The organism is Amycolatopsis sp. NPDC089917 (assembly GCF_040684635.1).
Lineage (GTDB): Bacteria > Actinomycetota > Actinomycetes > Mycobacteriales > Pseudonocardiaceae > Amycolatopsis.
Genome location: NZ_JBFBGL010000018.1, coordinates 44,173 through 58,365, shown reverse-complemented (window position 1 = coordinate 58,365; position 14,193 = coordinate 44,173). Strand labels below are relative to the sequence as shown.

General features: G+C 69.9%; 14 protein-coding genes. 9 read left to right on the top strand and 5 right to left on the bottom strand.

What is annotated here, in order from left to right; translation table 11 throughout:
- Positions 1-507 precede the first annotated feature (507 nt).
- The gene (pcrA, locus tag AB0N89_RS15745; protein WP_364204890.1) at positions 508-2,922 is read right to left on the bottom strand and encodes a DNA helicase PcrA; all 2,415 of its coding nucleotides are present in this window, start codon (positions 2,920-2,922) and stop codon (positions 508-510) included.
- A 90-nt stretch (positions 2,923-3,012) separates the two neighbouring features.
- Here pcrA and AB0N89_RS15740 point away from each other — a divergent pair, with 90 nt between their 5' ends.
- The 7 genes from AB0N89_RS15740 to AB0N89_RS15710 all read left to right on the top strand — a co-directional run bounded on the left by AB0N89_RS15740 (position 3,013) and on the right by AB0N89_RS15710 (position 9,966).
- The gene (locus tag AB0N89_RS15740) at positions 3,013-3,432 is read left to right on the top strand and encodes a DUF1707 domain-containing protein (protein WP_364204888.1); all 420 of its coding nucleotides are present in this window, start codon (positions 3,013-3,015) and stop codon (positions 3,430-3,432) included.
- A gap of 170 nt (positions 3,433-3,602) precedes the next feature.
- On the top strand, positions 3,603-3,890 hold the full coding sequence (locus AB0N89_RS15735; RefSeq protein WP_364204887.1) for a chorismate mutase: 288 nt from the start codon (positions 3,603-3,605) through the stop codon (positions 3,888-3,890).
- A gap of 162 nt (positions 3,891-4,052) precedes the next feature.
- The gene (locus AB0N89_RS15730) at positions 4,053-4,358 is read left to right on the top strand and encodes a hypothetical protein (RefSeq protein ID WP_364204886.1); all 306 of its coding nucleotides are present in this window, start codon (positions 4,053-4,055) and stop codon (positions 4,356-4,358) included.
- Positions 4,359-4,964: 606 nt separating this feature from the next.
- Positions 4,965-5,933: a hypothetical protein gene (locus AB0N89_RS15725; protein ID WP_364204885.1), complete on the top strand. Its 969-nt coding sequence runs from the start codon at positions 4,965-4,967 to the stop codon at positions 5,931-5,933.
- A gap of 255 nt (positions 5,934-6,188) precedes the next feature.
- Positions 6,189-7,034 carry a hypothetical protein gene (locus AB0N89_RS15720; RefSeq protein ID WP_364204883.1) on the top strand — a complete coding sequence of 282 codons (846 nt, stop codon included), beginning with the start codon at positions 6,189-6,191 and terminating at the stop codon, positions 7,032-7,034.
- Positions 7,035-7,253: 219 nt separating this feature from the next.
- Positions 7,254-8,888, top strand: coding sequence for a protein kinase (locus AB0N89_RS15715; protein WP_364204881.1), 1,635 nt, complete (start codon positions 7,254-7,256; stop codon positions 8,886-8,888).
- Positions 8,889-8,901: 13 nt separating this feature from the next.
- Positions 8,902-9,966 (top strand): serine/threonine-protein kinase, encoded by a 1,065-nt coding sequence (locus AB0N89_RS15710; RefSeq protein ID WP_364204879.1) that lies wholly within the window; start codon positions 8,902-8,904, stop codon positions 9,964-9,966.
- Here the strand turns inward: AB0N89_RS15710 and AB0N89_RS15705 are convergent, their stop codons facing one another.
- Positions 9,967-10,635, bottom strand: a complete 669-nt coding sequence (locus tag AB0N89_RS15705) for an alpha/beta hydrolase (protein ID WP_364204878.1) — start codon at positions 10,633-10,635, stop codon at positions 9,967-9,969.
- 118 nt (positions 10,636-10,753) lie between these two features.
- Complete coding sequence (locus AB0N89_RS15700) at positions 10,754-11,653, bottom strand: LysR family transcriptional regulator (RefSeq protein WP_364204876.1); 900 nt, start codon at positions 11,651-11,653, stop codon at positions 10,754-10,756.
- A gap of 102 nt (positions 11,654-11,755) precedes the next feature.
- On the opposite strand from AB0N89_RS15700, the gene AB0N89_RS15695 reads away from it, so the two are divergent.
- Together AB0N89_RS15695 and AB0N89_RS15690 are read left to right on the top strand one after the other, a co-directional pair.
- Positions 11,756-12,697: a DMT family transporter gene (locus AB0N89_RS15695; protein WP_364204874.1), complete on the top strand. Its 942-nt coding sequence runs from the start codon at positions 11,756-11,758 to the stop codon at positions 12,695-12,697.
- The gene (locus tag AB0N89_RS15690; protein ID WP_364204872.1) at positions 12,694-13,041 is read left to right on the top strand and encodes a hypothetical protein; all 348 of its coding nucleotides are present in this window, start codon (positions 12,694-12,696) and stop codon (positions 13,039-13,041) included. The genes AB0N89_RS15695 and AB0N89_RS15690 overlap by 4 nt, the downstream gene beginning before the upstream one ends.
- 82 nt (positions 13,042-13,123) lie before the next feature.
- On the opposite strand, the gene AB0N89_RS15685 is transcribed toward AB0N89_RS15690, so the two are convergent.
- On the bottom strand, positions 13,124-13,492 hold the full coding sequence (locus AB0N89_RS15685; protein WP_364204871.1) for a DUF4345 domain-containing protein: 369 nt from the start codon (positions 13,490-13,492) through the stop codon (positions 13,124-13,126).
- Positions 13,493-14,167, bottom strand: a complete 675-nt coding sequence (locus AB0N89_RS15680; protein ID WP_005165099.1) for a response regulator transcription factor — start codon at positions 14,165-14,167, stop codon at positions 13,493-13,495.
- Positions 14,168-14,193 lie beyond the last annotated feature (26 nt).

Here is a 14,193-nt window from a genome sequence, read left to right as displayed (position 1 = left end):
ACGCCCTCACGCGACGCCGTCGGGCAGTTTCCGGATGAAGTACCCCACGGCGATCTGCCAGACGGTGCAGAGGCCCGCCGGGCGCCGTTCGATCGGCCGCCATCCGGCGAGAAGTCCCCCGAGAAATCCCCGTGGAAGAGTTCGGTACCCGGCTGGCCGCGGCCCGAACAGCCATCGCCGCGCGTGCCCGCATACGACGCACCGTCCGGCCCCGTCCGGTTCGTGCGTCCGCAGTAACGCGCGCCAGGCCGCGACCAGCCTGAGCACTTCCGGCGGTTCCGGACCCCGATCCGGCCCCGCCCCTTTTTCAACACCCCGCAGGTACTCGAGTACCCCACTCGAGAGAACCCCAAACAAGACCCCGTCCACACCGTGCGCCCCCTCCCCTGATCGGGGTACACCGGCTTGTCCAGCATACCCCAGCGCATCGAACTCGTGTTCGATGGCACAGGTATACGGGAAGGGTCCGACAGTTTTCGAAGGCGGCGAGGAAACCGCAGGTCAGAGCTACAGTTTGACCATCGGGACGCTGCCGATGAGCATCAGCCGGACCTTGCCGGAGGCGCCGAAGTCGATCGTCGCCGTGGCACGGGGCCCGACGCCGTCGCAGGCGACGACCGTCCCGAGCCCGTACTTGTCGTGGCTGACCCTGTCGCCGACGTCGAGCTTGAGCGCGACGGTGTCCTTCCAGCCCTTGCCGAACGGGCTCGTGCTCGCCGTCCTCGACGCCGAGGGCGAGCCGCCACCGCGGCTTCCCCACGTCGTCGCGGCCCGAGGCGAGCCGCCCGAAGAACCGAAACCGCCGGAGGAGGAAGAAGGCGCGAGCCTGCGCCAGTCGACCAGTTCGGCGGGCAGCTCGTCGAGGAACCGCGAAGCCGGGTTCATCTGCGGCTGCCCCCAGGCCGAGCGGACCATCGAACGCGAGACGTACAGCCGCTTCCTGGCCCGCGTGATCGCGACGTAGGCGAGCCGGCGTTCCTCGGCCAGTTCGGTCGGGTCACCGAGCGCGCGCATGTGCGGGAAGATCCCGTCTTCCCAGCCCGTGCCGAAGACGACCGGGTACTCCAGGCCCTTCGCGGTGTGCACGGTCATCAGCGTGACCACTCCCGCGTCGTGCCCGTCGCCGTCTTCGCTGTCGCCACCGTCGGCCGCGGGGATCGAGTCCGCGTCCGCCACCAGCGAGACCCGCTCCAGGAACGCGGGCAGCGAGCCCGGCTCCGGCACACCGGGGTCGGGCTCGGGCAGTTCGCCGTCCGGACCGGCGACCTCGGCGGTGAATTCGGTGAACTCCCGCGCGACGGTGACGAGTTCCGTCAGGTTCTCCACCCGCGACGCGTCCTGCGGGTCGTCGGACTCTTCGAGTTCCGCGCGGTAGCCCGTGCGTTCCAGGACAGCTTCGAGGACGTCGGCGACTTCGGCGCCGCTCTGGACGACCTCGCCGAGCTCGTCCAGCAACTCGACGAAACCGGTGATCGCCTTGGCGGAACGCGGGTTCAGCAACGGGATCTCGCCGTTGACGGCGCCACGCAGCGCCTGCGCGAACGAGATGCGCTCCCGCTCGGCGTACGTCGCGATGACCGCTTCGGCACGGTCTCCGATGCCGCGTTTGGGGACGTTGAGGACCCGGCGCAGGCTAACCGTGTCCTCCGGGTTCGCCAGCACCCTCAGGTACGCGAGCATGTCGCGGACCTCACGCCGCTCGTAGAACCGCACGCCGCCGACGACCTTGTACGGCAGGCCGAGGCGGATGAAGATCTCTTCGAAGACACGGGACTGGTTGTTGGTGCGGTAGAAGACCGCGACGTCGGAGTAGTCCGCTTCGCCCTTGTCCGCCAGCGCGTCGATCTCGCCCGCGACGAACGCCGCTTCGTCGTGCTCGTTGTCCGCGACGTAGCCGACGATCTTCTCGCCGTCGCCGGAATCGGTCCACAGCCGCTTCGCGCGCCTGTTCGGGTTCCGCGCGATGACCGCGTTCGCCGCGTTCAGGATCGTCTGGGTCGAGCGGTAGTTCTGTTCCAGCAACACGGTCCGCGCGTTCGGGAAGTCGCGTTCGAATTCCTCGATGTTGCGGATGGTCGCCCCGCGGAAGGCGTAGATCGACTGGTCCGCGTCACCCACGACGCACAGTTCGGCGGGCTCGATCCCGGCCTCGTTCTTCTCGGTCCCGACCAGTTCGCGGACCAGCGTGTACTGCGCGTGGTTCGTGTCCTGGTACTCGTCGACCAGCACGTGCCGGAACCGCCGCCGGTAGTACTCGGCGACGTCCGGGAAGGTCTGCAGGAGTTCGACCGTCCGCATGATGAGGTCGTCGAAGTCGAACGCGTTGGCCTGGTTCAGCCGCCGCTGGTACTCGACGTAGACCTCGGCGACGCGGCGTTCGAGGTCGTTGCCCGCGTCGGCGACCGCGGTGTCCGGGTCGATCAGCTCGTTCTTGAGGTTCGAGATGTGCACGGCCAGCGTGCGCGCCGCGTACTTCTTCGGGTCGATGTCGAGATCGCGGGCGACGAGGGTGATGAGCCGCTTGGTGTCGTCCGAGTCGTAGATGGAGAAACTCGACGACATCTCCAGCGTTTTCGCCTCACGGCGCAGGATCCGCACGCACATGGAGTGGAACGTCGACACCCACATGGCGTTGGCGCGGCGGCCGACGAGGTCGCTCACCCGCTCCCGCATCTCCGCGGCCGCCTTGTTGGTGAACGTGATCGCCATGATCTGGCCGGGGTGCACGTCCCGTTCGGCCAGCAGGTACGCGATCCGCCGGGTCAGCACCCGGGTCTTGCCCGAGCCCGCGCCCGCGACGACCAGCAGCGGCGAGCCCGCGTGGGTCACGGCCTCGCGCTGCGCCGGGTTCAGGTCGTCGAGCAGGTCCGTGTTCCGGGGCTTGACCGGACCGTCCGCTGGGAGATCGAAGAGGGTGTTCATCGCCGGTCCACGCTACAGCGCCGGGCGTAGGCGGTGTTGTCGCCTGCCGTCCGACGCGCGGACGGTGTTCGCGGCGGAGGATCGGATGCCATGGACACCAACGGAATTCCCTCCCGGCTCAGGGCCGCCGACACCGACCGGGAGCGGGTCGCCTCGCTTATCCAGGCCGCCGGCGGCGAAGGCCGTCTCACCCTCGAAGAGGTAGAAGACCGGCTGAGCGCTGTGTATTCCACCAAATACACGGACGAACTCGCCGCGCTCACCTCCGACCTGCCGAAGCCCGCGCCGAGGCGGAGTCCCGTCGTCTTCGGGCATCGGGCGGTGCGGATCCACCTCGCGGTCGCCGTCGCGCTCTCGGTGCTGCTGATCGTGCGCTGGACGGTTTCGGGGGTGCCGTTCTTCTGGCCCGCGATGCCGATGTTCTGGCTGGCCATGAGCGTCCTCGTGCACGCGCGCGTCCGCGGCGCCCGCCGCCACTTCAAACGGGAGGACGGCTTCGCTGTGGCATAATGATCGGTATGCGGCACCTCGCGACGCGATTTTTTTACGGGACCCGGACTCCGGCTCCCGTGATCGCATAGTGCCGAAATGCCATCACCCGAAGCCCCGGAGTCCGCGGACCCCGGGGCTTTACGCTGTTCCGGGGGCCAGCAGGGAATCCGGACCGAAGAGAGGTCCCGATGAACACCACACAGAAGCCGGACGCCGACGAGCCCATCGCCACCGCTGAAGAGATCGGCGCGCTCCGCGAGGAGATCGACGTCCTCGACGGCGAGATCCTGCGGCTGGTCAAACGCCGCGTGGAGGTCTCCAAGACGATCGGCGCCGCCAGGATGGCCGCGGGCGGTACGAGGATCGTCTACAACCGCGAGATGGACGTGCTGGCGCGCTACCGCGAACTCGGCCCGGAGGGGCGGCAGCTGGCGATGGCGCTGTTGAACCTGGGCCGGGGCAGGCTGGGTCGTTAGAGGCAGGGGCGACAGCAAAGGTCCCTTGCTCCCCCCGCGTCGCGCCGGGATCGCGTTTAGCCCGCTGAACGCGATCCGGCCACGTCACGATCTCGTGCCGTGAGGCGAAACTCAGGGTGTTCCCCGAGCCATGGCGGCGTGAGACCAGGCAAACTGGACAGCATGATTAACCTCATCGCCGTGATCATCGCGATCGCCGGTGTCCTGGCGGCACTGGGCCATCTCGGTTATCTCGCCATGCTGAACAACGCGGCGGGTAAGCGCGCGGGCGGTGCCCCCGTCGCCCAGTACATCAAAACGCGCTGGCCGATCGCCGCGGGTACCACCGCGGCCTCCCTGTTCGCCTGGCTGCTCACTAGTGGGGGAACGCCGCTCGACATCATCGCGATTTTGCTTGCAGCGGGTAGCGGAATCACGGCCACCAAGGCCCTGCAATCGACCCAGCAGAAGTACCGCAGCGGCAACTAAAGGGCTTCACCAGCACCGATAGCGCTGCGTTACGTCACCGAGGCCCGTTCGGCCGCGCCCGACCGAGTGAAACATCTGCAACTTGCAGACTGGGTGAAGACTTGCGGGGCGTCGGGCTTTTAGTGTGGTCCCCGTGAGGACCCTTGCGTCTGGGTCGGGCGATGCCCGCATGGCGCGCGGGGGCTACGGCCCCGCGCGCCCACAGTCGCATGCGCGTGCATTTGCTCACGAGACTGCCCGGGAGTCTGCAAGCGAGGGATCCCGTGAAGTCACTGCTCCGTTCGGCTTAACCGGTGTCACATCGCCGTCAGGGCCGGCCCGTGAGGGGGTCGCTCGGACATGAACGGCTGGGCGGAACACCAAGAACGGGACGGCGCCGTGCACGCGGGCCGTCACCGGGCGGGCGGTACCGATAGCTGGACCCCACCCGTGCCGCCGAGGCGGCAGCGCCCCACCGGGCACGGGCATCACGCACACCGTGAGTTCGCCCCGCCTTCCACCGGTTCCCTTCCTCTGCCGCCACCGCGGAACAGGAGGGCGCCGAGCCCCGGCTACGCCCCATCGAGCGGCCACCTGCCGCTCCCCCAGCCCGCTCGCGAGGTGCCCGTGGAACGCCCGGCACGCGTCGAGGTCTCGTTCACCGAACCCGTCCGGCCCTCCGCGGAGGAACGGCGCGCGAAGGCCGCGCAGCGCACGAAGGTGACGCTGACAGCGCCCGCTCCCCGTCGTCCCGCGCCGGTCGAGACCGACGACGACGACGTCCGCGTCTACACAGTCCCGCCGATCGACGGGTTGAGCACCTTCGACCTCGGTTCGGTGCCCGCTTCGGTGACTCCGCCCAAGACCTGGCGCAAAGCGGCCTGGTTCGCCGCGGCGGCGTCCGCGCTGGTCGTCGTCGGCCTGCTCTTCGCCGGTTCGTTCCTGGTCGGCAAACCGCTGCCGGAGCAGCAGAGCCAGGGCGGCTGGCCCGGATACCGCGGCGGTGCCCCGCTGACCAACGACGGCCTCGCCGGCAATCCGACCACGCAACCGGAGGGCGGCACGGCGGGCGACCCGTCCGATTCCGCGACCGGTTCCTCCTCCCAGGACGACCGCAGTTCCGCCAACTCCGGCACGCCTTCGGACGAGGAAAGCACCGGCAGCAGCGCGTCCCAGCCCGGCTCGGGCGGACCGGCCACGACCGGACGGCCCGCGTCGTCGACGTCGAGCGAGCGGCCGCAGAAGCCGCCGGTCATGCCCGCCGACCGCACCACCACGACCTCCCCCTGGTACGCGTCGCAGCCGGACGCGCAGGCGATGGGCGACCACACCGAGACCTTCCTCAACACCGTCACCACCAATCCCCAGCAAGCCGCCGCCGTGACCTCCGGCGGCCTGCGCGAAGAAGGCGCGCAGGGCCTGCGCGAGCGCTACGCCGACGTCGCCTACTTCGAGGTGAAGAAGGTCAGCATCGACCAGCGCCGCGGCGTCACGGTCAACACCGTCGAGGTCACTCACAAAGACGGGACGAAGACCATGGAGCAGCGCACGTTCACCTTCGGTGACGACGACAAGATCGTCGACGACGGCATGTAGGCGATCGCGCACGTGCAGGTGTCCTGTTCCTCTGCACGTGCGGTGCGCCGAGCGGTTGTCCCTGGTCCGGGTGGGTGACCTAAGCTGCCGTTCGTCGTATCGCGACGGCATTCCGGCGATAGAGCCTGGCCGTGGACCGTCTCCACAGGGTTACCTGACGACAGCAAGGTCCGCACCGTTCAGAAGACGGCCGCGCGGACCAATGGCGTCGGCCGAACGGCCCAGCGCCTGCCCCGGACCAGAGCGAGGAATTTCGTGCTTGATCGACAGCGCATACGGCGTGAGGACGCCGTACGTGTCGAGGACGTCATCCCGGAAGAGATCCTGAACGACACCCGCGTCGACCGCGAGTACCTCGAGCAGGTCTTCCGGGAGCCGCAGAAGTTCGTTCCCGCCCGCACCCGTGAAGAGCCGTCGCCGAAGCCGGAACCCGACTCGGACGAGCCGGAGAGCCAGGCCGCCCGGCGGGCCAAGATGGCCGGTCTGGTCGCCGCCGGACTGCTGGTCGCGGGCGCCGTCGTCACCGCGGGCGTGCTCGCGGGAACCCAGCGGCAGGGTTCGGTGCCGGGTGCCGCCGCTCCCGAGGTGATGAGCGGAGCCGCCGCGCTCGGCGGGCTCGCCGTCCCGGACTCCACCGAGCCGAAGCTCAAGCACGAGAAGCCGACGTCGACCGGCACCAGCACGGCGGCCCAGCCGTCTTCCGGCACCGGTTCGGGTTCGCTGTCGAGGCAGGGCTCGGCGACCAGCAGCACGAGCTCGCGGACGGCCACCAAGCCGGCCGCGATCAGCACGTCCGAAGGCAAGATCGACGCGGTCCGGAAGTTCTACCAGACCGTCGACGCCGATCCTTACGGCGCGAAGTCCCTGCTCACGCCGGTGCTGGCGCAGTCCGAAGCCGGCAAGCTGATCGAGGCTTGGAGCTCCATGGACGCCATCCAGATCCAGGACCTCCGGGAACAGGCCGACGGCACGATCCTCGCCGTGGTGACCATGCGCAACCCGGACGGCGGACTGGTGCGGGTCACCCAGGTGCTGGCGTTCGCCGACGAGACGACGGGTCTGATCACCGACGCGCGGCTGCTGTCCGCGCAGCACATGTGACGGACACCCCGCGTAAACCGGCCTTCCACCCAGGGCGATCAGAGCGTACCGCGTGTGTGTGCGCAGAGTGAGCGCCTAGCCTTGTCACGAGTCGGTCTCGGAAAAGCCGGCACACAGACCACTACATGTGCATACGCTCCAAGGCTGTGGCGTGCTGAAGGCCGCACCGCGTGCGCGGACGACTCCGCGACGTGAAGACGGAGCCCAAAGGGAGGTCGCGTGAGCGACGAGGGTCGCCTGGTCGCCGGTCGATACCGCATAGTCCAGCGGATCGGCACAGGCGCGATGGGTGCCGTCTGGCAAGCGCATGACGAGGTACTCGGCCGCACGGTGGCGATCAAGCAGTTGCTGCTGCAGCCCGGCCTCGAGGCCCAAGGCGCCGAAGACGCCCGCCAGCGCACGATGCGGGAAGGCCGGATCGCCGCCAGGCTGCACCACCCGAACGCCATCTCGGTGTTCGACGTCGTCACCGACGACAACGGCCAGCCGTGCCTGATCATGGAGTACCTGAACTCCACCAGCCTCGCCCAGGTGCTGCAGGAGGAGCGGACGCTGCCGCCGACGGAGGTGGCGCGGATCGGCGCGCAGGTCGCGGCGGCGCTGACCGAGGCGCACGCGGTCGGCATCGTGCACCGGGACATCAAGCCCGGCAACATCCTGCTGGCGCCCAACGGCACCGTGAAGATCACCGACTTCGGCATCTCGCGGGCGAAGGACGACGTCACGGTCACGAAGACCGGGATGATCGCCGGTACCCCCGCCTACCTGGCGCCCGAGGTGGCCATCGGCGGCGACCCCGGTCCGGAGTCCGACGTCTTCTCGCTCGGCTCGACGCTTTACGCGGCCTGCGAAGGCCAGCCGCCGTTCGGTCTCAGCGAGAACACGCTGAGCCTGCTGCACGCGGTCGCGGCCGGGCAGATCATCCCGCCGCGCCAGTCCGGCCCGCTCGCCAGCGTGCTGGCCGTGCTGCTGCACCCGGAGGTGCGGCACCGTCCCACCGCCGAAGAGTGCGAAGAACTCCTCGCCGCTGTCGCCCGGGGTGAGACGCCTCTGGGCGGTCCCGCGGACGACACCATGCTCGCCGCCCCCGTCGCGGGCGCGCTCGCCGGCGGTGTCGCGGGCGCGGGCGGGACCCAGGCGCTCGACAGCGAATCGGCCGGTCACTCGGGCTCGCTCCTCGACGATCAGGCCGCCGCCGGGTCGTACTACGACGACGAGGACGACTACCACCAGCCGCCCGCGTCGGGGTACCCGGAAGACGACTACGACGGGTACGACAACTACGACGAGACGGCGCTGATGTCGGAGCGCGGTCACCCCGGCGGTGGCCCGGCGCCCACGCGCGCCGTCCCGATCCCCGCGGGCGGGTACGACGACGATCCTTACGACGACGACTACGACGACCAGCCTCCTCCCCCGCCACCGCCCACCCGGGCGCAGACCAGTCCGGTGGACGAGGACGACGACGAGAAGCCGGGCTCGTGGAAGAAGCCCGCGATCATCGGCGGTGTCGTGGTCGTGGCGCTGGCCGCGCTGGGTTTCTGGCTGCTGAGCCCGAACAACCCGGAAGCGCCCGCGCAGGTGGGGAACTCCTCGACGAAGCCGTCCCCGACACCGACGTCCTCGGCTCCCGAGACGACGGAATCGCCGTCGGAGACGCAGTCGTCCGAGCCGCCCAAGGAGACGTCGTCGTCGAAGAAGACGTCGAGCAAGGTGACTCAGCCCCAGGAGCCGGACCCGCCGACGCCGACCAAGACGCCGACCAAGACAACGCCGACGAAGACGCCGAGTTCGAGTGCGCCGTCGCCGACAAAGTCCGAGTCCGAGCCGACATCGCCTCCGGCGACCCCGTAATCCGAGGATTGCATTGAGTTCTGAAGGTTCCATCGTCGGCGGCCGGTACCGCCTGGACCAGCCCATCGGGCGTGGCCGGGCGGGCATCGTGTGGCTGGCGTTCGACACCCGTCTGCTGCGCACGGTCGCGATGAAGCGCATGTACCTGCCCGTCGGCCTGCCGCCGGACCGGGCGGAGCAGGCCAAGGCCGTCGTCGTCCAAGAGGGCAAGGACGCGGCCAAGTTCGAGCACGCCACCGCCATCAAGGTGTACGACGTGCTGCCCGACGGGCCGGACGTGTGGCTGGTGATGGAGTACATCCCGTCGCGCGGGATGTCGGCCTTCCTGGCCGAGCACGGCAGGCTGACCGCGGAGCAGGCCGCCGCGCTGGGCATCATGCTCGGCCGGGCGCTGGCCGCGATGCACGAGGCCGGGGTGGTGCACCGGACCGTCGAGCCGGGCACGGTCCTGCTGGCCGACGACGGCGGCGTGAAGCTCACCGACATCGGCATCACCGGTGGCGGCGCGAGCCCCGCGTACCGGGCGCCCGAGGTGGCGCGCGGCGAGCCCGCGACTTCGGCGTCCGACGTGTTCTCGCTGGGCGCGACGCTGTACACGGCCGTCGAGGGTGTGCCGCCGTTCGGCGAGGACGGCGAGTCGTCGGAACGGCCGCCGCAGACCGCCGGTCCGCTGGCCGGCGCGCTGCGCAAGATGCTGCGGCCCGAACCGGACGTGCGGCCGACGATGGCCGACACGGTCCGCTCGCTCGGCGCGATCACCGAGGGGCGGCAGACGGCGTTCATCCCGCCGACCGCGCCCGCCATGCCGACGATGCCGGCGTCGATGCCCGTACCGATGCCCCCGGCGCCGCAGCAGCCGGTCCCGCAGTTCCCCCAGCAGCAGCCGCAGCAGTTCCAGCCGCCTCAGCAGCAGCCGCCTCAGCAGTACGTGCCACCGGCGCCGCAGCAGCAGCACTACGCTCCCGCGGCGCCGGCCGCGGCGAAGTCGCCGGACACCCGGAAATGGCTGATCACGGCGGGTGCCGTGGTGGCGGCGATCCTCATCGGGGTGCTGTTCGCCGAGCTGTTCCTGATCTAGCTAGAGCCGCTCGCGGATCAGCGTCGCGAGTTCGACGGGGCGGCTGAGGAACGGGCTGTGGCTGGCCCGCCACGTCACGTTCGTGTCGCACCGCGCGGCGAAGTGGGCGACCATCTCCGGTGCGAGCGCCCGGTCTTCGGAGCAGGTGATGTAGGTGGAAGGAATTTCCTTCCACGAGGCACCGATCGGCGATTCGGTGAAGATCGAGACGGGCTCCGGGCGCAGCAGCGCCGTGGCACGCTCGGCGACGGCGTCCGAGCAGTCGGCGTACAGCGCCTCGCGGACGGCGGCGAGGTCGAGGTGGGTCATGCCCTCGTCGTCGAAGATCAGGGGCAGCGACTCGGGTTCGCGACCGGTTTCCTCGGTGACCCGCTCGATCCAGTACCGGGCGGTCTCCCCCGGTTCGCTGACGATCGCGGCCAGCAGGATCAAATGCGAGACCCGCTCCAGCCCGGCGGCGATCACCCCGCCGTAGGAGTGCCCGAGCACGACCGGCGGTTCGGCCGCCCGGTCGACGATCTCCTGGACGGTACGGGTGACTTCGGCGATCGGTCGCGCGCCGACGTCGGGGACGGTGACGTCGACGCCTTCCCGGCGCAGGCGCTCGGCGACGTCGTCGAAATGGGCGGGCTGGTGCCAAGAGCCGTGCAGGATGATCAAGGGACGCACGGGGGTCCTTTCACTGGCGGAGTTCGCAGGGTCCCTGCCAGGTTGTCGGCCGCCGGTCGGGCTGTTCAAGCTCAGCCGGGTTTCCTGCCCAACCGATCATCGCCGCCTACCCATCCGGTCAGGCCGCTCGGGCACCTTCGCGGATCGCGCCGAGGAATCGCCGCACCGCGGGGTGTTCCCTGGCGTGCGCGGCGACGGCCGCGTGGATGGACCGCACCGGATCGGGGCGGCGGACCTTGCGGATGGCGACGCCGGGGTGCGGGGCGCCGAGGCCGAGTTCCGGGATGAGCGCGACCCCGAGACCGGCGGCCACGAACCCTTGCGCCGTCTGGTAATCCTCGGATTCGACGACGTGGTTCGGGGCGAATCCGGCCGCGCCGCAGGCGTCGAGCAGGATGTCGCGGCAGGCGCCGGGGAGACCGTCGACGCCGACCCACGGATCCTCCGCTAGTTCGCCGAGATCGAGGACGCGTTTGCGGGCGAGACGGTGGTTCTTCGGCAGGATCGCGCGGTACGGGTCGTCGAGGAGGTGGATGTACTCGGCGCCCTTGATCCGCGGGGTGTCGCTGGGGAGCACGATCATCGCGACGTCGGCCTTGCCCGACTCGATCTCGGGCAGCGAGTCGTCGGGCTCGACCAGCTTCAGGTCGAGACGGACGCCCGGGAATTCCCGGCGCAGGGCGGCGACGGCCAAGGGCACCAGCGAAGCGCCCGCCGTGGCGAAGTAGCGGATCGCGAGCCTGCCCGTGCGCCCTTCCTTGAGTTCGGTGAGCGCGGCTTCGGCCTTCGCGAGCTGGGTGCTCAGTGTTTCCGCGTGTTCGGACAGCAGCGAACCGGCCGGGGTCGGCCGCACGCCGCGGCCGACGCGTTCGAGCAGTTCGACGCCCGCTTCTCTTTCCAGAGTGGACAATTGCTGGCTGATCGCGGAAGGTGTGTAGCCCAGATTCCGGGCGGCGGCGGTGATCGAACCGCTGCTGATCACGGCTCGGAGGACCTGCATGCGACGGACGTCCAGCATGCCCCGATCGTACAGTTCTCCTTAAGGCTTCATGCAGTTATTTTCGCTTGTCCTTACACGTCGGCGCGGCGAAGCTGGGCCAGGCACTTAAGGAGGACTGGGGTGGGCGAGACGAAGACCCTGCTGCGGATCGGCGCGCTGGCGCTCATGTGGGGATCGAGTTTCTTCTGGATCAAACTGGGACTGGGCGCGTTTTCGCCGGTACAGCTGGTTTTGGCGAGGGTGGCGCTCGGCGCGGCCGTGCTGATCGGGCTCTGCTATCTCGGCCGGGACCGGCTGCCGTCGGGACGGCGGGTCTGGGGACATCTGGCCGTCGCGGCGTTCTTCCACAACGCGCTGCCGTTCCTGCTGCTCGCGTGGGGCGAGCTGACCGTCGACTCCGGGATCACCGGCGTCCTGAACGCGACGACGCCGTTGTGGGTGCTGGTCGCGGCGCCGATGCTCGGCGCGCGCACGCGGATGACCGCGGTCCGGGTCGCCGGGCTGATCGCCGGGCTCGCCGGGATCCTGCTGATCTTCGCGCCGTGGCAGGCGTCCGGCCTGCTCAGCTGGGGCGCGCTGGCGTGCCTCGCGGCGGCCGCGAGCTACGGTTTCGCGTTCGTGTACGAGGGCAAGTACCTCACCGGCACCGGTGACTCGCCGATGGCGCTGGCAGGCGGGCAGATGCTGCTGGCGACCGGGTTCCTGCTGCTGGCGATGCCGATGGGCGGCTTCGCACCGGTGCACCTGAGCACCGGTGCGATCGTCGCGGTGGTGATCCTGGGGATCGGGTCGACCGGGATCGCGTTCGCGCTGAACTATCAGCTCCTCGCGAGCGAGGGCGCCGTCGCGGCGTCGATCGTCGGGTACCTGCTGCCGGTGGTCTCGGTGCTGCTGGGGGCGGTGTTCCTGGCCGAGCCGCTGAACTTCCGGGTGATCGCCGGGATGGTCGTCGTGCTGGGCGGGGTCGCGCTGACCCGGCTCCGCCCGAGGGAGCGGGGGACCTTTGCTACCGCCCCCGTGGTGGAGCGGCCCCTCGCGGCCGCCGGGGAGGCCGCGCCGTGACGACGACTTTGTGGCGCCCGACGGGGCCGGTCGAGCTCGATCTCGTGCGGGAGTCGGGCTGGCGCGAGTGGCCGCCGCGGCTGCCTGAGCAGCCGATCTTCTATCCGGTGCTGAACGAGGACTACGCGATCAAGATCGCCCGGGATTGGAACGTGCGGTACGACGGCGCCGGCTTCGTGACGCGGTTCGAGGTCGAGACGGACTTCGTGCGGCGGTACCCCGTCCAGCAGGCGGGCGGGAAGACCATCCTGGAGCTCTGGGTCCCGGCCGAGGACCTGGCCGAGTTCAACACGCACATCGTGGGGAAGATCGAGGTCACCCACGAATTCACGCGCCCCGCCTGACTCGACTTTCGCGGGCTAATCGCGATCCGGCAGGTCCAGGGCCTCACCGCATCGCGATTAGCCCGCGAAAGTCGACGCGGCCTCAAAGAGCCGAGACGACCAGCAGGGCGGCCATGACGATCTCGACCCAGAAGTAGAGCCAGCTCGGATAGAACCTCTCGGGCTGTTCCGCGAACCGCGCGACCAACCGCCCGAAGGCCATCCCGACGAGCGCGACGGCCACCGCGATCGCGGCGCCCCGCTGGATCCCGCCGACGTCGAAGGCCGCGAACCCGAGCAGCACCGCGACAGCCACCCCGAACCCGCCATAGACCGCGCGCACCTCGGTCCGCGCGGTCGCGGACTCCAGCGCGATGCCGAACGGCCGGATCAGCCGCCGCGGATCGACGAGCCCGAGCAGCCCCATCCCCAGGAAGAACAGGGCCACCAGGCCGATGAGAACGGACGCCACCTAGACGAGACGCCTGTCCGAAGCCCAGCGCGAAAGCTCGTACCGGTTCGAAAGCTGCGTCTTCCGCAGCACGCTCGACACGTGCGTCTCGACGGTCTTCACCGAGATGAACAGCTCGGACGCGATCTCCTTGTACGCGTACCCGCGCGCGAGCAGCCGCAGCACGTCGCGTTCCCGCGGCGTCAGCAGGTCCAGGTCCGGGTCGCTGATCGGCGCGGAACCCGGCCGGTCGGCGAACGCGTCGAGCACGAACCCGGCCAGCCGCGGCGAGAACACCGCGTCGCCGTCCGAGACTCGCACGACCGCGCGCACGAGTTCCTTCGACGAGATCGTCTTCGTGACGTATCCGCGCGCCCCGGCCCGGATCACGGCGATCACGTCCTCCGCGGCGTCGGAGACCGACAGCGCGAGGAACACGACGTCCGGCAGTTCCGGCCGCACCCGGCGCAGCACCTCGGCGCCGCCGCCGTCCGGCATGTGCACGTCGAGCAGGACGACCTGCGGTTTGGTCCGGGCGATCCCCGCGACCGCCTCGGCCACCGAGCCCGCCTCGCCGACCACGCGGACGTCGTCGGTGATCGAGTCCAATTCGGTGCGCACGCCCGCCCGGAAGAGCGCGTGGTCGTCGACGAGGAAGACCTTGACCGGCTCCCGCGTCTGCTGGTTCTCCGTCACGATGCTCCCTCGCTCGCCCTGTCCCG